15 protein-coding genes and 1 pseudogene are annotated in these 17118 nt (G+C 66.5%); 8 read left to right on the top strand and 8 right to left on the bottom strand.

Annotation, left to right across the window (positions count from 1 at the left end; translation table 11 throughout):
• Positions 1-134: 134 nt before the first annotated feature.
• Positions 135-1088, bottom strand: a complete 954-nt coding sequence (locus tag ACM6LU_RS34485) for an alpha/beta hydrolase (protein ID WP_414942030.1) — start codon at positions 1086-1088, stop codon at positions 135-137.
• Between the two features lie 279 nt (positions 1089-1367).
• Between ACM6LU_RS34485 and ACM6LU_RS34480 the strand changes: the two genes are divergently transcribed.
• From ACM6LU_RS34480 to ACM6LU_RS34465, 4 genes are all read left to right on the top strand, one after another.
• Positions 1368-2276 (top strand): alpha/beta hydrolase family protein, encoded by a 909-nt coding sequence (locus ACM6LU_RS34480; protein ID WP_414942028.1) that lies wholly within the window; start codon positions 1368-1370, stop codon positions 2274-2276.
• A 164-nt stretch (positions 2277-2440) separates the two neighbouring features.
• A complete protein-coding gene (glpK, locus tag ACM6LU_RS34475; protein WP_414942027.1) occupies positions 2441-3958 on the top strand; it encodes a glycerol kinase GlpK in 1518 nt (505 codons plus the stop codon).
• Between the two features lie 86 nt (positions 3959-4044).
• Positions 4045-5628 carry an alpha/beta hydrolase domain-containing protein gene (locus ACM6LU_RS34470; RefSeq protein ID WP_414942026.1) on the top strand — a complete coding sequence of 528 codons (1584 nt, stop codon included), beginning with the start codon at positions 4045-4047 and terminating at the stop codon, positions 5626-5628.
• Between the two features lie 120 nt (positions 5629-5748).
• Complete coding sequence (locus ACM6LU_RS34465; protein ID WP_414942025.1) at positions 5749-8052, top strand: helix-turn-helix transcriptional regulator; 2304 nt, start codon at positions 5749-5751, stop codon at positions 8050-8052.
• Between the two features lie 34 nt (positions 8053-8086).
• On the opposite strand, the gene ACM6LU_RS34460 is transcribed toward ACM6LU_RS34465, so the two are convergent.
• The 5 genes and pseudogenes from ACM6LU_RS34460 to ACM6LU_RS34440 form a co-directional block, all read right to left on the bottom strand.
• The gene (locus ACM6LU_RS34460; protein WP_414942024.1) at positions 8087-8281 is read right to left on the bottom strand and encodes an integrase core domain-containing protein; all 195 of its coding nucleotides are present in this window, start codon (positions 8279-8281) and stop codon (positions 8087-8089) included.
• Between the two features lie 30 nt (positions 8282-8311).
• On the bottom strand, positions 8312-8845 hold the full coding sequence (locus ACM6LU_RS34455) for an ABC transporter permease (RefSeq protein WP_414942022.1): 534 nt from the start codon (positions 8843-8845) through the stop codon (positions 8312-8314).
• A 38-nt stretch (positions 8846-8883) separates the two neighbouring features.
• On the bottom strand, positions 8884-9072 hold the full coding sequence (locus ACM6LU_RS34450; protein WP_414942021.1) for a winged helix-turn-helix domain-containing protein: 189 nt from the start codon (positions 9070-9072) through the stop codon (positions 8884-8886).
• A gap of 160 nt (positions 9073-9232) precedes the next feature.
• Positions 9233-9283 (bottom strand): annotated as a pseudogene (locus ACM6LU_RS34445) (hypothetical protein); the annotation flags it as partial.
• 81 nt (positions 9284-9364) lie between these two features.
• The gene (locus ACM6LU_RS34440; protein ID WP_414942020.1) at positions 9365-9757 is read right to left on the bottom strand and encodes a nuclear transport factor 2 family protein; all 393 of its coding nucleotides are present in this window, start codon (positions 9755-9757) and stop codon (positions 9365-9367) included.
• Positions 9758-9856: 99 nt separating this feature from the next.
• On the opposite strand from ACM6LU_RS34440, the gene ACM6LU_RS34435 reads away from it, so the two are divergent.
• The gene (locus ACM6LU_RS34435) at positions 9857-10300 is read left to right on the top strand and encodes a MarR family winged helix-turn-helix transcriptional regulator (RefSeq protein WP_414942019.1); all 444 of its coding nucleotides are present in this window, start codon (positions 9857-9859) and stop codon (positions 10298-10300) included.
• Positions 10301-10713: 413 nt separating this feature from the next.
• Here ACM6LU_RS34435 and ACM6LU_RS34430 read toward each other — a convergent pair whose 3' ends face one another.
• Positions 10714-11931 (bottom strand): alpha/beta hydrolase family esterase, encoded by a 1218-nt coding sequence (locus ACM6LU_RS34430; RefSeq protein WP_414942017.1) that lies wholly within the window; start codon positions 11929-11931, stop codon positions 10714-10716.
• An 860-nt stretch (positions 11932-12791) separates the two neighbouring features.
• Here ACM6LU_RS34430 and ACM6LU_RS34425 point away from each other — a divergent pair.
• Together ACM6LU_RS34425 and ACM6LU_RS34420 are read left to right on the top strand one after the other, a co-directional pair.
• Positions 12792-13538 (top strand): hypothetical protein, encoded by a 747-nt coding sequence (locus ACM6LU_RS34425; RefSeq protein ID WP_414942016.1) that lies wholly within the window; start codon positions 12792-12794, stop codon positions 13536-13538.
• Between the two features lie 438 nt (positions 13539-13976).
• The gene (locus tag ACM6LU_RS34420; protein ID WP_414942015.1) at positions 13977-14450 is read left to right on the top strand and encodes a hypothetical protein; all 474 of its coding nucleotides are present in this window, start codon (positions 13977-13979) and stop codon (positions 14448-14450) included.
• Between the two features lie 89 nt (positions 14451-14539).
• Here ACM6LU_RS34420 and ACM6LU_RS34415 read toward each other — a convergent pair whose 3' ends face one another.
• A complete protein-coding gene (locus ACM6LU_RS34415; protein WP_414942014.1) occupies positions 14540-16156 on the bottom strand; it encodes an FAD-dependent monooxygenase in 1617 nt (538 codons plus the stop codon).
• A gap of 107 nt (positions 16157-16263) precedes the next feature.
• Here ACM6LU_RS34415 and ACM6LU_RS34410 point away from each other — a divergent pair, with 107 nt between their 5' ends.
• Entirely contained in the window at positions 16264-16839 is a 576-nt protein-coding gene (locus tag ACM6LU_RS34410; protein WP_414942013.1) for a PadR family transcriptional regulator, read from the top strand.
• Positions 16840-17118: the final 279 nt, after the last annotated feature.

Below are 17118 nucleotides of genomic sequence, written 5' to 3'. Positions count from 1 at the left end.
GAGACCCGGCGCGGCGAACCCGACGATGACGCCGAGGACCACCGCCGCGATCACGGCCAGGTACAGGTAATGCATCTTGTCTCGGCGACGCGGCGCCGCATCGGGCGGTGTAGGCACCTTTGCCTCCGAGCGTGTCATTGTGCGCGTCCGTTCCACGACGCGGCCATGAAGTCCAGTGCCGCGGGCAGTCCGCTGGTCCAGTAGGCCCACTCGTGGGCGCCTTCGCGTGCGATGAAGTGATGGGGCACGGATTTGCGGGTCAGGGCAGTGTGCAGCTCGACGTTGCCGAGGAAGAACTGGTCGTACGAGCCGCAATCGAGGAACCAGGCGGTGCGGGACAGGTCCGCGGTCGCCGACCGGGTGATGGTGTCGAGCAGGTTCCACTGCCGGTAGAGCGGGTTGGTGAGCCGGGCACGGCCCTGCAGATCCGCGCCCCAGGCACGCGCGAAGCGCCAGTTGTACTCGGCGACGGGCAAGGCCTTCATCTCTTCGGCGGTGCGGTGCCCGACGCTGAAGCCGAACGCCGCGGCGAACAGGCCCGGTCTCCGCAGCGCGAACGACAGGGCGCCGAAGCCGCCCATGGACTGGCCGCAAATCCCACGACGCGCCGCACTGCCCCCTGCGCCGTGGGCGCTCTCCACGTAAGGAATGAACTCGTCGAGGAACATGGCGGCGTAGCGGAACGCGCCGTCGGCGTCGTCCATGTAGTAGGTCACGAACTGATCGGTGGAGGGTCTGGTCGTGTCGCGGCGCGCGTCGGGCATCACGACCAGGGTCGGTGGTAGTCGTCTGGCCGCGATCGCCGCGTCGACGATCGCGCGTACCCGGCCGAGCCGCACCCATTCGGCGTGATCCCCGGTGAGACCATGCAACAGGTACAGGACTGGGTAGCTCCGGGCCCCGCCGCGACGGTAGCCAGGCGGCGTATAGAGCGAATACGGCACGTCCGCACCCAGGATCCGGCTCCGCATCCGGAGGGCGACGGTCTCCCCCTTCGCTCCGCCGGTGGCATCGGCACTCGCGTTGCCGAAGAGGGTCGCGGCCGTCGCGGCCGTCGCAGCGCCTAGCACAGTTCGTCGCTGAACCATGTGATGTCCTCATTTCCCGATGTCCGCTCGCACTGGGACGCGAGCCGCCGTAAACATACGCAGTTCGACAATGCCGAACAAGTGTTTCCTCCGAAACCGATTGACTCGGCCTACGATCGAGAGCGAACCGCAACCGATCCGAGAACGTTCGACATTGTCGAACGAGGTTTCTTGGCGGCAAAGGTCCGCTGTGGCAGATTCTTGCCACCCGCCGGGTATGAGGATGCGAGTCGGAAGCCCGGGTTTGCGCAGTCAGGTGACTCAACGAGGAGAAACTTCATGCGAATTCAGCTCATGACCCGGAGGAGCGCTGCCGTCCTGTCGGCGGTTCTGGCCTGTGCCGTGATCGGCGGTACCGCCCACGGTGCGACATCAGCGCCGCAACTCGCCGCCTCGGTGGCCGCGAACGCCTATGAACGCGGCCCCGCACCGACCGAGGAATCGGTTCGTGCCCCGCGAGGCACGTTCGCCGTGGCCTCGGTGACGATCGCGCGTTCACAGGTGACCGGGTTCGGAGGCGGGACGATTTACTACCCGACCGACACCAGTCAAGGCACGTACGGTGGCATCGCCGTCGTCCCGGGGTACACCTCGCCCGAGAGCGCGATCGCGTGGCTGGGACCGCACCTGGCGTCGCGCGGCTTCGTGGTCATGACCATGGCGACGATCAACACCCAGGACCAGCCCACCTCCCGCGGCAATCAGTTGCTCGCCGCGCTGGACTACCTCACCCGGAATTCCCCGACCCAGGTCCGGCAGCGCCTCGACAGCACCCGGCTCGGCGTCATGGGGCATTCCATGGGCGGTGGCGGCACCCTTTACGCGGAATCGGTCCGCAAGACCATCAAGGCCGGCGTCCCACTGGCCCCCTACAACCAGGACAAGACGTGGGAGTCGATCACCACACCCACCCTGCTTCTCGCCGGCACCGCCGACAACGTCGCCGGCATCACGCAGCATGCCCGCCCCATGTACAACAGCATGACCAGCGCTCGTGAGCGCGGTCTGATCAACGTCACCGGCGCCGATCACGGCACCTTCACCAGGGAGCACCCGGTGATCGGCAAGTTCACCGAGGCCTGGATGAAGCGGTTCATCGACAACGACACCCGCTACACCCAGTTCCTGTGCCCCGCCACCACCGGCAATGGTGTCAGCGAATTCCGGGCGACCTGCCCGATGTCCTGACCCACAGACTCCTCATGGGTGGCTGCCCGCCGATCAGGGGGCGGGCAGCCACCAACGTCCACTACGTACGTGGCGATCTCCGTAGCCTTCCGGATATCCGATACCCCCGCGGGGCCTGAAGACTGATGGCTCTCTCTGTCCGGGCAAAACCTCTGCGAGGAGCCATGATCCCCGTCCGAGCCGACCGACGCGGTCGGTATGTCGCGGCCATCGACCAGGGCACGACCTCAAGCCGCTGCATGATCTTCGATCGCCGCGGCGGTATCGTCTCCCTCGCGCGCCGGGAGCACCGCCAGATCTTCCCCCAGCCGGGTTGGGTGGAGTTCGACCCGCGGGAGATCTGGACCTGTGTGGAACAGAGCGTCAAAGAGGCATTGGCCTATGCGGGGATAACGGCTCCCTCGCTCGCCGCTGTCGGTGTCACCAACCAGCGCGAAACAACCGTGGTGTGGGACCGAGCCACCGGGCTCCCGGTGCACAACGCCGTGTCCTGGCAAGACACCAGAACCTCGACCACGATCGAGGCCCTCGCGGCGGAGTCCGATATGGACCGTTTCCGCGAAAGATCAGGTCTCCCGCTGACAACGTATTTCTCCGGACCGAAACTGGCGTGGCTGCTGGCCAACATCCCGGGTCTCGCCGCGCGTGCCGAACAGGGTGACGTGCTGTTCGGCACCATGGACAGCTGGCTGATCTGGAACCTCACCGGCGGACTACACGTCACCGACGTCACCAACGCCAGCCGCACCATGCTGATGAATCTCACCACGCTTGACTGGGATGAGAGCATTCTGCGTGAATTCGGGATTCCCCGAGCCATGCTTCCCGCCATCCGGCCGTCGTCACATCCCTACGGCGTCGCCACCGGTGTCCTCGAGGGCGTGCCCGTCGCGGCCGCACTCGGCGACCAGCACGCCGCCCTGTTCGGCCAGACCGCGTTCTCCCGCGGAGATGTCAAAAGCACGTACGGCACCGGCAGCTTCCTCCTGCTCAATACCGGCAACGAACCGGTGCGATCGGCGCATGGACTCCTGACCACAGTGGCGTTCCAGCTCGATGGCCACCCCGCGTCCTACGCGTTGGAAGGGTCGATCGCGGTCACGGGCGGACTGGTCCAATGGTTCCGCGACACCCTCGGCCTCATCCACACCGCCGCCGAAATCGAAACCCTCGCCGCAACCGTCGCCGACAACGGCGGCTGCTACATCGTCCCCGCCTTCTCCGGCCTGTTCGCCCCGCACTGGAACACCACCGCCCGCGGCGTGATCACCGGCCTCACCAGCTACGTCAAACCCGGCCATCTGGCCCGTGCCGCCCTTGAGGCGACCGCCTGGCAAACCCGCGAGGTCGTCGACGCCATGCGCGCCGATACAGGCACCACCCTCACCGAATTACGCGTCGACGGCGGCATGACCGCCGACAACCTGCTCATGCAACTCCTGGCCGACACCCTCGGCATACCGGTCAGCAGGCCGACCGTCGCTGAGACCACCTGCCTCGGTGCCGCCTACGCCGCCGGCCTCGCGGTCGGCTACTGGGCCGACCTCGCGGTCCTCAGAAGCAACTGGCACAAAGCCGCCGAATGGCACCCCCACCTCGACGAGCAGCTCCGAGAACGCCGCTACCGCAAATGGCGCAAAGCCGTCCGCCGCAGCCTTGACTGGGTCGACGAAGACGACTGACCTCTCTGCCGCCACAGGTCGCACCCGGCAAGTCGCCATCGGAGCCGCCCCCCGACGACACCGTCCACAACAGCCCAAGGAATTCAATGCGCACTGAATCCGCACTCCGCCGCGGCATCGCAGCCGGCCTCCTGGCACCAGTCCTGGCCGGCCTGATCGCCGTTCCCGCCGCAGCCACCCCGGGCGGTGTCCTGCCCAGGGTGACCGGCCCGATCGCCCAGAACAGCCGGTCCCACGCCTTCGGCGCCGCAGCCCACCAGGCCGTGCCGGAAAACCTCGCCGCCAGCGGATACACCGAGGCCGAGTACTTCCTCAGCGGCCGGGCGAACGTCTACACCTGGCCAGCGGGTGCTCCGGCCGCCGTCCGCACCCCGAACGCTCCCTACACCACGCGGCTGCTGGTGCGGAAACCCGCGACAGGCAAGCGATTCAGCGGCAAGGTCGTCGTCGAGATGCTCAATCCTTCCAACCTCTTCGACCTCAACATCGGCTGGGCGATGCTGCGCCGTCAGCTCATTGCCGACGGCGACGCCTGGGTCGGGATCACCATCAAACCCGTGTCCGTCGCCGCGCTCCAGAACTTCGATCCTGTGCGTTACGCGCCGCTCTCCCTGGCCAACCCGCTACCGGTCACCGATCCGGCCAATTGCGCCAACCCGCTCACACTCATTCCCGGTGACAGCTCCCGAGTGACCGAGAACGGCCTGGCGTGGGACATCTACAGCCAAGTCGGCGCTCTCCTACGCGGCAACCGGACCGACAATCCTCTGCGGTACGGAGAACGTCACAACCCGCCGGTCCAACGGCTATACGGGTTCGGCTACTCGCAAACCGGCGGCTACCTCTACAACTACGTCAACGGCATCCAGCCCCTCGTGGTCCGCGCGACCGGACGCCCGCTCTACGACGGCTACCTCGTCGCGGTCGCAGGAGGCTCCTTCGTGGGTGCCGCGCCGATGAACCAATGCGACCCCGCACCACCCATCGGTGACCCCCGCAGGCAGTTCGACCACGCTGGAACACCGATCCTGCATCTGATGTCCCAATCGGACTACCTGCTGGGAATCGACTCCCGTCGCCCCGACAGCGACATGCCCGGCGACCACTACCGCGGTTACGAGATGGCAGGCGCCGGCCACGCCACCCCCGACGAACTGCACGCATCCGCCAAACCCGCCGACATCGTCAAAGCCGGACGGCAAGTGCCGGCCCCCGGCTGTGACCAGGGGCCCCGCAGTCCCTTCCCCAGCCAGATTTTCTTCGACGCCGCGCTACGCAACCTCGACCACTGGGTCACGGGGAAAGCCATCCCGCCTCGCGCCGCCCCCATCACCGTAGACAACGGAACACCGGCCACCGACCGATTCGGCAACGTCATGGGCGGCCTGCGCTCCCCTTACCTCGACGTGCCCACCGCCACGTGGTCGGGAACATCCACCGGCCCCTCCTTCTGCGCCATCGCCGGACATGTCACCCCGCTGCCCGCCGCTACCCTCGCCCAGCTCTACCCCACCCATGACCACTACGTCCGCCAGGTCGCTGCCAGCACCGCCAGGCTGGTCACAGCCCGGTACATCACCCCCGCCGACGGCACACGGCTGATCAGGGAAGCCATCCATGCCCCCGTCCCCGATCGGGGCACGGCCCCGCGTCGGCAACCCCAGCGTTGACACAGCGCGGCGCCACGAGCGGGTTTGTCCTCTCCAGCAGAAAACGCCAGGTCGCGTGTGGCGTCGACTATCCGGTCACGGACCTGTCGTCTGCTTCACGGTGCCGTACGATTCGGCCGCATGTACTGGCTCGCTCGCCGCGCCGACGACACCGGTCAAGTCCGTTCAACCAGCTACTTCGGGCGTGAAGCCGAAGGTGCCGAGGTACGCGGGCTCATCGAGACCGGACGGCTGACCACCCTGACCGGACCGGGAGGAGTCGGCAAAACCCGGTTGGCGATCACGGTGATGCGGCAGACCGCACCGGACTACACGGGCGGCGCGGTGTTCGTCGGTCTGGCCGAACTGCGCGACCCCGCTTTGATCACCAATCTCATCGCCGACCGCCTCGGCCTGCACGACCGGCCCGGCGAGACCACCCTCGACACTGTGCTCGCCCACCTGCGGACTCAGGCGCTTCTGCTCGTGCTGGACAACTGCGAGCACGTGGTCAGCGCGTGCGCCGACGTAGTCGAGGCCGTCCTGCACACCTGTCCGGGCGTCGTCGTGCTGGCCACCGGCAGGCAGTCCCTCGACGTCCCGGGTGAGCGGGTACTGCCGATACCGCCGCTTTCCGTCCCTCCTGAGGCCGGATCCGACGCGCTTGCGGACTTCCCCTCGGTCCAGTTGTTCTTGGACAGGGCGCGGGCGGTGGTGCCCACTCTCCTGGTCGACGACGACACACTCGCCGACGTGGCGCTTCTGTGCCGGCGGCTGGACGGTCTACCGCTCGCCATCGAACTGGCCGCGGCGCGGGTACGCGCACTGTCACCGCGGCAGATCGCCGATCGGCTGGACCGAGGCCTGCCGGTGCTCACCACTGGCCCGCGCACCGCACCGGAGCGACAACACACCCTGCGCGCCACCATCGACTGGAGCTATCGGCTGTGCTCGCCGTCGGAGCAGGCGGTCTGGCGGCAGGTCTCGGTCTTCGCCGGCAGTTTCGAGCTCGCTGCGGCCGAGTTCGTCTGCGCGGGGACTGACGCTCTGAACGTGCTTGATCTGATCGACGGCTTGCTGGGCAAATCCGTGCTCCTGCGCGAGGAACACGGTGACGTCGTGCGGTACCGGCTGCTGGAGACGCTGCGCGAGTACGGTCACGAGTTGCTCGCCGGGTCCGGTGAACTGACCGAGACGATGCGGCGCCACTGTCAGTGGTACGACCGGCTGACCGCGACGGCCGAAGCGGAATGGGTCAGCGCCGCACAGGACGGCTGGGTGAGCAGACTGAATCGAGAGCACGCGAATCTGCGGGCCGCATTGGACTGGGCGCTGCGGCAACCAGGTGAGGCCTTGTCCGCGTTGCGGATCGCCACCCGGCTCGACGAGTACTGGACGCTACGCGGATCGCTCGCCGAAGCCCGCACGTGGCTCGAGCGAGCGCTCGCCAAGACACCTGCCGGCCATCCTGATCGCCCGATGGGTCTGGGAGTCTGCGCGCTGCACGCGTTATGGCAGTTCGACGTCGAGAACGCCGAGACACTGCTGGCCGAGGCGGACACACTGCTGATAGCGACCTCAGCTGAACCAGCACAGACCTTCGTCAAGCATGTACGCGCGCTGGGTGCGATGTTGCAGCGCGACTTCGAGTCGGCGGTCACGTTGTCGGCCGGCACCGCAGCGGCCTTCCGAGCCCAAGGAGATCTTCGCCGCGAATTCCATCCCTTGTTCATCCTCGCCGTAAGCATCTCCGTACTCGGAGACCTGGACCGGGCGCGAGAGGTTGCGGGACGAATGCTCACGCTGACCAAGGCGGCGGGCGAAGCGTACTACCTCAGTATGGCTGAGTACGCCTGCTCGTGCGTCGAGGCGCTCTATGGCGACGCCACAGTCTCCATGGAAGCCTCGCACTCGGGTCTGCGGGCCTCTCTGCGAATCGGCAACCGTTTCGGCGCCGCCCACCACATCGAGATTCTGGCGTGGCTGGCCGCACGGCAGAGCGAACACCTGCGGTCGGCGATCCTCTTCGGCGTCGCCGCCAGGCTCTGGCACCTCGTCGGGTCCTCCGCCGAGGCGGCAGGATCCCTTGCCGTGCCGCATTTCGACCATCTGAACAAGGCCCGCGACGCCCTTGGCGAAGCCCGCTTCGACCGGGCCCGTGCCGCCGGCGCGGTCCTGCCCGAAGACACGGCGATGGCCTACGCGCTCGGAAAGAGCGTGGCACCCGCAGACTTGGGCTTACCGGGCGAATCGCTCACCATCCGCGAACGTGAGATCGCCTTTCTCGTCGGCGCAGGACTGTCCAACCGGGACATCGCCGCGAAACTGGTCATCTCCGTTCGCACGGTGGAAACACACGTGCAGAACATCATGACCAAGTTCGGCGTGAGCAACCGCACCCGGATCGCCACCTGGATAACCTCCACCGAATCCACACCGAACTGAACCGCCCCAGGTTCGGTTGAACTCGTTGTTGGAATCAGGCGACCAGACTGACCAGGCCGCCTGGCTCGTACAGGGTCTCGAACCCGGTCGGTGGCCGGTAGCCACAAGCCTCGTGTAGACGCCGGTCGTTGTACCACTCAGTCCATGCCGCGTCGGCGATCTCGACGTCTTTCCTCTTGTGCCATGACAGCCAGGCGAGAACTTCGTCCTCCGGGCCATGATTACTCACACGAGGAGCCGCCATCAAACCCGGGGCGATTCACACCACCGTGGGATGACCGTCGAAGCCCAACCGGGTGCGTGCCGCGTCCCATCCGACGAGCACGGCGCGTTCCACGTCCGGTGCGAGCGGGATCGCGTCCAGGATGCCGACTACGACGAACCACTGGTCGCCTAGCCACACCTGGGGTTTCGGCTCGCCCGGCCGGAGTTCGGTGATTCCCAGCCTGGTGGCGGCCTTGTCGCCGAGCACGGCGGCGGGGAAGGAACCGGTGGCCTGGTCGAGGAAAGTGCCGGAACCGATCTTCGCGCCGATGACGGGTAGCGGGTCGGTCCGGGCGGCGAGCACGGGCCCCGCCGCGTCCCGGTTCGGCTGGGTTGCGGCATAGCCGAGCAGCGTGTCGTAGATGTGGGCGTCGGTGGCCAGCTCCTGGCCGCGCTCCTGCTGGATGGACCCGGCCGTGCCCTGCACGGACAGCCAGGCGGTCGCGGTGATCGAGCAGATCGCCACCAGGATCGTGCCGCCGAGCAGCCGGATCTTCAGGCTGTGCCGCCACGGGGAATCAGCGGCCATCGGTCATCTTGTATCCGACGCCGTACACGGTCAGCAGGTTAGGTCGGCTTGCGCGGATTGGCCTCGATCTTTTTGCGCAGGTTCATCACGTGCACGTCCACGGTCCGCGCGGTGATGAAACCGTCCACTCCGTACGTCTGTTCGAGCAGCTGCGCACGGCTGAACACCCGCTCGGGGCTGGACGCCAACGTAGCCAAGATCCGGAACTCCACCGGCGTGCAGTCCACCCGCCCGCACCTCGTGCCGAACGGGGTCGAGCACGAGATCGCCGACGCGGATCGGCAGCACGGCAGGCTCCGTGGCCGGCTGCGCACGGCGAAGCAGCGACCGCACCCTCGCCATCAACTCCCGCGGGTCGTACGGCTTGGTAAGGTAGTCGTCGGCGCCGAGGTCGAAGCCGATCAGCTTGTCCTCGCCGGTGGACCTCGCGGTCACCATCAGCACCGGGACGTCCGACTCCCGCCGTAGCACCCGGCACACGTCGAGGCCGCCGAGTAGATGACCGGCGTGCACCGAACCTCAGCGGGCGCGACCGATGTTCCGGTCCGCATCGGAGCCATGGAGCATGAGCGTAGTTTCCTCGATACGGCTGAAGCGCCCGTCGGGCGCGAACTCGCCGAAAACGTAGACCTCCGTGCGTACGGTCGATCCGTCCGTCTTGGTGACCTCGACGGTGTGGCGATCGGCGTAGTGGGCGCCGTCGTACAGCTCGTCATGGACCTCGATAGACCCCGCGGTCACGATCGTGCGCAGGTGGGCGATGTGCTCGACAAACCCCTCGCGGTCAGCCCACTCACCGTCGGTGCGTTGGCGGTAGCCGGGGGTGAAGTGCCGGTTGGTGGCCTCGCACAGGTCGAGATCGCGGGTGAACAACAGGTCGGTGAGGGCGGCACGGATACCGGTCCGGTTCATCGAGATCCTTTCACAGCTACAGTCGATATGCGTGCGCCACGCACGCACTACAGGGAAACTAACACACGATGCGTGCGCGGCGCACGGTATTCTGCAGAGATGCAGAACGAGGCAGGAGGCGAGATCGCCGACGCGCTGGGTGTGTTGCTCAGGCGCGCTACGCGGATCCAGCTGTACAAGACGCTGACCGCCGACGTGGATGAAGCGCTGGACGAACTGACCTACCCAGTCTTGAGCGCGGTGGCCAGGATAGGCCCCCGAAGCGCAGCCGACCTGGCCTCAGAGGTGGGTCTCGATCGCTCCGGCGTCACCCGCCACGCCTCCAGACTGGAACAGGCCGGGCTGCTCTGCCGCGAACCCGACCCCTTCGACCGGCGAGCGACCCTGCTGGTCCTCACCGAGCCCGGTGCACGCGTGGTGGACGAGCTACGCCGCCGTCTGGCCGCTCACATCACCGCAAGCCTCACCACCTGGCCGCCAGGCGAAGCCCAGACGTTCGCCCGCGGTCTGCGCCGGTTCGTCACCGAAGGCCCCTTTACCTGAGCCGTCGAGCAGCCCTCAACGGCTCCGATCTCTACGCGACTTCGTATAGGCGTGGTTCACAGCGCGGTGAGCAGGTACGGACGAAAAGCGGACCTCGGCCAGAACGAATTACTCGAGAACCCTGCTGAACACCTCGGCCACCACATCGTCAGCCTCAATGCTCGAACGAACAAGCTGACGGGCCAGATTCCGAGCAGGCCCCACATGCCGCTCATAGAACTCGCCATACGCAGCGATGTCTCCGTTCCGGACCGCGACGACCAGCCGGGAGTCGCGCACGCGTGCACGCCATTGCCGTACCGCGCCGTCCCCTTCACCAGAGGCGCGGTGAAGGGGACAGCTGGGTCTCCCGACGCCGGCTGGCTCGGGTGGGTTACGCGACCTGCCCCGGGCCGCCTACCGGGATAACGGGATCAGATGGGGGAACAGTCGGGTTTGTCGGTCCAGTCGTTCCCGCACTGGTAGAGGGTGATCGTGGTGGTGTAGCCGTGTCGCGCGCCCAAGATGTTGTACTCGGTGACGTCAACCCGCCTGGCGGTGTAGTGGTCGGTCGGTGTGCCGGTCGCGGTGTCGGTGTAGGGCGGGCGGGTGGTGGTCGGGCTGCTGGTCGGCCCGGTCGGGGTCGTCGTTGCGGTTGGTGTGGGCTCGGTGCCGTCGATATCCCAGAACTTGACCAGGTAGTTGGCCGAGCAGATGTTGACGTCGAGGATGTAGGCCCCGGCGGTGCCGCACTGCGCGACGCCGCTGCCGGGGTCGACCGGGTGGCCGTGTCCCATGCCGGTGATCTCGTACTGCTCGACGGTGTCGCCGTAGACGCGGTGCGGGTAGCCGGCGACCGTGTCACGCACCTCCGGCGTCTGGTCGGTGCCGTTGGCGTTGGTGAACTGCTCGACCAGTTCGTTGGCGTTCATCGGGCGCACCGTGGCGTCAGAGGTGCCATGCCAGATCGAGACCTTCGGACGGGGTTCGGAGTAGGTGAACGCCCCGCGGACCGCGTTGCCCCATTCGGCGGGAGACCGGTTCACGCCGGGGCTCATGCAGCTGTAGGCGGTGGCCACCGAGGTGGCGCAGCCAAAGGGCAAGCCCGCGATCACGCCGCCGCCGGCGAAGACATCGGGGTAGGTGGCGAGCATGACCGCGGTCATCGCGCCGCCCGCGGACAGCCCGCTGACATAGGCGGACGTGGCGCCGTTGTCCTGTTTGGCCTTGTCCACCATCTGCTTGATCGACAGGGCCTCGCCGGAGCCGCGGCGGGTGTCGCCCGGCTCGAACCAGGTGAAGCAGGAGTTGGCGTTGTTCACCGATCGCTGCTGCGGGAACACGACGGTGAACCGGTGCCGGTCGGCCAGTTGCATCCAGCCGGTGCCCGAGGCGTAGCCCGAGGCGTTTTGCGTGCAGCCGTGCATCGCGAGCACGACCGGGCGGCCGGACGGCAGGTTGTCCGGCACGTAGCGGAACATCTGCAGATTCCCCGGGTTGGAACCGAAGCCCGTGACCTCGCGCAGACTGGCCGCGGCCGCCTGGCGCGGCGTGGCGACAAGGACGATCGCGACGGCCGCCAGCACGGCGAACAAAGCCATGATCACCGCGACAGGCCCACGAATTATGGACAAAGAAGAACGATCCGACATGACGCAACCTCCACATTGAGGCGATCAGGAATCAGGGATGTGTGGAGAGACTAGAAACGTATAAACCGTTTGTCTCTGGTGAATATCACCATTCTTCCCATCGCCCGGGTATGGCGCAGAGCTATGTCGTTCACCCGACACACCAGCCCATGACCGGACGGCCTGTTTCGGCGCGTTGCAGCTGGTCCAGATCGTTGACAGGGCACATGGCACACCTCCAGGATCAGAAAAGTGTGGCGTCGGCACATATCCGAAACCGGGTTCCTCGTGCCTGGAGTGTGACGACCGAATCTCGCCAGACTTCAAGGCGCCGAGGCCACTGTCGACGAAACCTCCGGCGGGGGTGAAGCCATTGCCGAGGGCGCCATGAGGCCGAGGAGGTCCTCGCATCAGATGGCCCTACCAAAGGAACCGGCTCAACCCAAATCAGCACGACTGTGAAAACGGAGACGAAATGGGGTCCAATGACGCCAAACCAAACGTGAACAAAACTCGCGTAACGCGCCATATCGGCGGCCAGCAGTTATGTTGATCTTGAGCCGCCAAGGGGGCTCGAACCCCTGACCTTCTGTTTACAAGTCCCCTCCGCCGCAAGGTCGGCCAGTGCCGCAAAGGGTCAAACTTCGACCATCTGTGCAGGTCAGCGTGGGTCTTGCGGTCCATCCGAGTGCCAGGCTGTATCGGGCCGTGTCGGGCTCTACGTCGGCAACGGAGCCCAATCGGAGACGGCGTGCAGCCGCCTCTCCGCTCCATAGCTGACGGACATAACAATGGGCGGGCACGTACGCCTTGCCGTGCCCGCCCACGGTCCGACCTCGCAGAGGTGTCAGAAGACCCAGTCGTAGTTCGACCAACCTGATTTGACCAGACACCAGCGCCACGCCGGGCTCATCACCGCTGCCGAGTACGCCGATCACTATCGCCAGTTCACGACCTGGCGTAACCGCGCGAGCCGGTTCAACACCGTCTTGCACCAATACCTTGACCTGGCCGCCGATCGCGTCCGCCCAGTCCACCACGACAGCGTCGCGGAATCGTTGCCGTCCGCGCTGCTGGCCCTCGCGATCGCCGTCGACGACCACCGCCAGGCACACGCCGGAGAAGAGTCCCTCGTCGACACCGCCCTCTGGGCTCGCCTGCGGCTGCTCCCCTGGCCCACCGCCGACGACGCCGGCCATCGACTCGTAGACGCGGTGGCCGCCGAACGAGGCCGCCGAACAACCGCCCGGCACCTCAAGAACAGCTCCATCCAGTATCAAGGCTCACACGTGACCGGCGAAAATGTCGACGTCGCCGACCTGCTCCTCGAAATCACCGACAACGCCCAACGGACCTGCGACCGCAGCCAGCTTGTCGAACTGTGGAACCAACGAACCCCGGACCTGCTGGAATCAGACGCCGCGAAGGCCGCAACAAGTAAGCAGAAGGGCTCCTACGCCACCTATCGACTTCGCAGATCGCTCACCTTCCTCGAATCACAAGGAATGATCGACCGGAATCCGGAAGGCGGCAGCACCGAAGTCACCGTGATCAACCGGAGCGCCCTGCTCTCACTACGCCGACAATGGGACACAGCACAATTCCCACTCGGCGACACCGAGCTGTGAAGCGGACTCGTTCGCCCCGATTCGGACGAACCCGTGGCACACTTTGACGGCGCCGGGGCGCCGTTCTGGCTGAGGGTGTGACCGACACGGGACATGCTCAATGGCGGCGTTCACTGCAGGCGGGCGTGAGGTCACCGGTCCTCCTCCACAAGCCCGCGCACGACAGAGGGGCCTGGACTTCCCGCATCGGATCATCCGGAACACCAGCTGGCAACAGCTCGTCCGCGAGGCGCCACCCCAAGTTCTTGCCAACGCACTCGGCATCAGCCCGTCGACCGCGATGTGCGCGCCGAACACGCTGGATCCGATTGGGCTCGCTATGCCGTCTTGTATCCAGCAGAATCGGACAACTCGACACCGTCATTTCACGCGTAACAGAGCGGGAGCACAAACGTGGCCCTGGAGTGGTTCCCCCCAACTGCAACGATCATTGGCGCGATGATCACCGCTGGCTTCGGCGGCTGGCTCGGTGGGCGCCGATCCCAGAAGGAGCTGAAGGCTCAGCACCAATTCGAGCGAACGAAGGCGCTCACCGAGCACGGCAGGGACAAGATTGGCGGAGCCATCTCTGCTCTCCGATTCCTGCATCGCCACAACCAGGAGGCGGCCGACGGCGATCTCCTGGCACCTGATGCTGAAGGCAACGAGATCGGGAAGCGCTACGACTTGCTCGCAGAGGCGATCCCCTACATCGCCGAAGCCCGCACCAGGAAAGACGTAGAGCTCGTGCACTCGATCATCGGTGACGCCTGGATCATGGAGCGCTACAGCAACGCCGGGTCCGCGCCGTGGGTAGTGCCCGAGCAGCCGAAGCGGCGCCCGAAGCCACCTCTTATGGCTTGGGGCGCCGCTTGTCTCGTGCTGCGGTGTCAGGCGCGGGTGGGGGCGAGTAGCGCCGGGCCGCGACCATGAGGCGGAAGGCCAGGGCGAGGCCGACAAGGTAGGAGCCGCCGAGGACGGTCTTGGTGGTGACGCCGGTGAGGTCCTGGTCTTGCGCCGTTTCACAGAGCGGCATCACCTTCCGCATGCGGGAGCTGGATGCCCATCCGATGAAGGTAGGCGCGAAGAGTGGAGGCGGTCGGGCGATGGGCGATCAGCCCGATATAGCCGTCGGGACGGATGACCACAAGCGTGCCTTCGCGTGCACCATAGACACGGAAGAGACGGCGCGTCCGGTCGACCAGCACTGTCGGACCGGCAGCCGTGCCGTAGTCCAGCGCCGGGACAACGGTGTAGGCGTGCAAGTGGTCTTCGAGTCCGCTGATCGCCTGGTAGATCTCTGGGGCGGGCCTGGCGCCGAAGGCGAGGAGGGTGAACTGGGGGCCGCGGAGGATGTCGAATAGCCGTGCCGCAGCGTCGACGGTCTGCACAGGGCCGTCGGGGGCGACATCACCAGCGCGCAGAGAGCTGCGCCGACCGGCGAGGTGGGTGGTCAGCGGGCCGGTTCGGTAGGTGGGGTGGTCGTTGCGGTCGCGGCGTTGCTGCCGGGCGAGGAACGACTTGATGGCGAACCGCACCACCGGACGGACGGCCCGGGGTGGGGTAACCGCTGAGAATCGCCGGTCGCTGTCGGCCAGCACTGCGCGGGCAACCGGCAACCGTTCGTCCTCATAGGTGTCCAGCAAGCTTTCAGCGCAGACGCCTTGAAGGACCAGAGCGAGTTTCCACGCGAGGTTGTAGGCATCCTGGATGCCGGTGTTCATGCCGTGCGCACCGAATGGGCTGTGCACGTGGGCGGCATCACCGGCCAGCAGCACGCGTCCGGCCCGGTAGGTGTCGACCATGCGCAGGTTGTAGCGCCACACCGACAACCAGGTCGGGTCCGCCAGACGGATCTCGCGGCGCCCGGTCCGCTCGATAACCGCGCGCTGGAGCGTCTCGAGCGACGGCTGCGGCCACTGGCCGCTGGGGTCCTGCTGGAGCGAGGCCACGACTTGCCAGGTTTCGGCGTGCGGGGTGGGGCGGGCGACAAGGATGTGGCCGCTGGTCGCCATCCACAGATGTACTGCGTCGCGGTCGGGCAGCCCGTCGATGCGCACGTCGGCGATGAGTGCTCTGGTGTCCTCGTCGGTGGACCCGGAGAACGACAGAGCAAGTGTGCGGCGCACCTGACTGCGTCCGCCGTCGGCCCCAATCAGGTAGCTGGCCCGGACGGGCTCCGTCCCGGCTCCGTCCGTGTTCTTGACGGTGGCGGTCACGCCTTCGCCATCGGCCGTGAAGCCGGTCAGACGGCGGCCGAACTCCACCTTTCCGCCCAGCTCGGCCAGTCGATCGCGCAGGATCGACTCGGTTCGCCACTGGGGCAGCGCCACAGAGTTCGGGTAGGGGCGAGAGGGAGTGGGCGGCGCGGGTGGTACCCGCATGTCGAACAGCAACGGAGTACCGAGGTGAAAGCGGGTCCTTGACTGGATGTCAGCAGCCGCGACGATGCGGCCGGTGATGCCGAGGTCGTCAAAGACCTCCAGGCTGCGCGGCTTGAGGGTGAATCCCCGCGAACCCTCCGTGGGACCGGGGGCCTGTTCGATCACTCGGCATCCGATTCCCCTGCGGGCCAGGTCACAGGCCAGAGTCAATCCGGTCGGCCCGGCCCCCGCAATCAGTACATCAACGTCGTTCATTGCCCCATCCCTCTCCCGGCAGCGCAGGTCATGTCTAGTCGACCTCTGGCCCTCACTCACTCTGACACCTACAATTGGACCTGTCAATTGGTACCTGTCTTCGGAGGATGGACACGATGTCCCTGCGTCACGCCCTTCTCGGCCTGCTGGAAGATGGGCCTGCCAGCGGCTACGACCTGACCGCGCGCTTCGAACGCTCGCTGCAGAAATACGCATGGACCGCCCGGCAGAGCCACATTTATCCAGAGCTGAAGCGCCTCGCCCACAGCGGTTTGATCGCCGTCACCGAGGAAGGCGCGCGCGGACGCCGTACCTACGCGATCACCGACGCGGGCCGCGCGGAGCTGCACGTCTGGCTGCTGTCTTCACCCAGGCCCCGGGCCGTCCGTGACGAACACGTGCTGCGCATGTCCCTGCTGTCCGTACTGGACATCCCGCAGGCGCGCGAATTGGTGCTCCGCCACCTCGAAGAAGCCGACCAGGTGGCGGCCGAACTACGCGTTCTCGCCGATGCCGCCGATACCGAGTCCCATCCTCGTGGTCGTTTGCGGTTCGGCCGGCTGGCCATCGAGTACGGGGTCCACCAGTATCAGGCGCAGCAGCGGTGGGCCCATTGGGCCCTGGAGCAACTCGATCGAGCCGAGGCTGCCGACCCGCACCAGCGCCAACCTTCCGAAACGTGAGCAGATTCGCTGGGCCCCCGCCGCAAAGCCCCCGGCGGCGCAGTGCATCATCCGCAGTAGATGCCGGATTTACTGCGGCGGACCCGCTACCGTGATCACTGCGACCTGCGTCTGTCGGTGTCCGAAGTGGACTGCACGGATGTCCGAAGTCCTGTGCACGCCCAGTGATCCTGATTTAGTCGTTCACAGATTCGCTTCCGCCGTCGCCGTGGATTCACTGGCAGTCCGGCACCGCCCAGCTCCTGCCCCGACTCATCGCCCGCCGCACCCGCGGCCCGC

The sequence above is a fragment of the Amycolatopsis sp. cmx-11-51 genome (assembly GCF_047608665.1).
Lineage (GTDB): Bacteria > Actinomycetota > Actinomycetes > Mycobacteriales > Pseudonocardiaceae > Amycolatopsis.
The sequence above is the reverse complement of the archived record's forward strand: the minus strand, read 5'-3'. Positions and strand labels throughout refer to the sequence as shown.

What these genes read in the sequence shown, in the direction of transcription:
- ACM6LU_RS34485 (WP_414942030.1), bottom strand. Translation starts at nt 1,088, where the DNA reads ATGGTTCAGCGACGAACTGTGCTAGGCGCTGCGACGGCCGCGACGGCC.
- ACM6LU_RS34480 (WP_414942028.1), top strand. Translation starts at nt 1,368, where the DNA reads ATGCGAATTCAGCTCATGACCCGGAGGAGCGCTGCCGTCCTGTCGGCG.
- glpK (WP_414942027.1), top strand. Translation starts at nt 2,441, where the DNA reads ATGATCCCCGTCCGAGCCGACCGACGCGGTCGGTATGTCGCGGCCATC.
- ACM6LU_RS34470 (WP_414942026.1), top strand. Translation starts at nt 4,045, where the DNA reads ATGCGCACTGAATCCGCACTCCGCCGCGGCATCGCAGCCGGCCTCCTG.
- ACM6LU_RS34465 (WP_414942025.1), top strand. Translation starts at nt 5,749, where the DNA reads ATGTACTGGCTCGCTCGCCGCGCCGACGACACCGGTCAAGTCCGTTCA.
- ACM6LU_RS34455 (WP_414942022.1), bottom strand. Translation starts at nt 8,845, where the DNA reads ATGGCCGCTGATTCCCCGTGGCGGCACAGCCTGAAGATCCGGCTGCTC.
- ACM6LU_RS34440 (WP_414942020.1), bottom strand. Translation starts at nt 9,757, where the DNA reads ATGAACCGGACCGGTATCCGTGCCGCCCTCACCGACCTGTTGTTCACC.
- ACM6LU_RS34435 (WP_414942019.1), top strand. Translation starts at nt 9,857, where the DNA reads ATGCAGAACGAGGCAGGAGGCGAGATCGCCGACGCGCTGGGTGTGTTG.
- ACM6LU_RS34430 (WP_414942017.1), bottom strand. Translation starts at nt 11,931, where the DNA reads ATGTCGGATCGTTCTTCTTTGTCCATAATTCGTGGGCCTGTCGCGGTG.
- ACM6LU_RS34420 (WP_414942015.1), top strand. Translation starts at nt 13,977, where the DNA reads ATGATCACCGCTGGCTTCGGCGGCTGGCTCGGTGGGCGCCGATCCCAG.
- ACM6LU_RS34415 (WP_414942014.1), bottom strand. Translation starts at nt 16,156, where the DNA reads ATGAACGACGTTGATGTACTGATTGCGGGGGCCGGGCCGACCGGATTG.
- ACM6LU_RS34410 (WP_414942013.1), top strand. Translation starts at nt 16,264, where the DNA reads ATGGACACGATGTCCCTGCGTCACGCCCTTCTCGGCCTGCTGGAAGAT.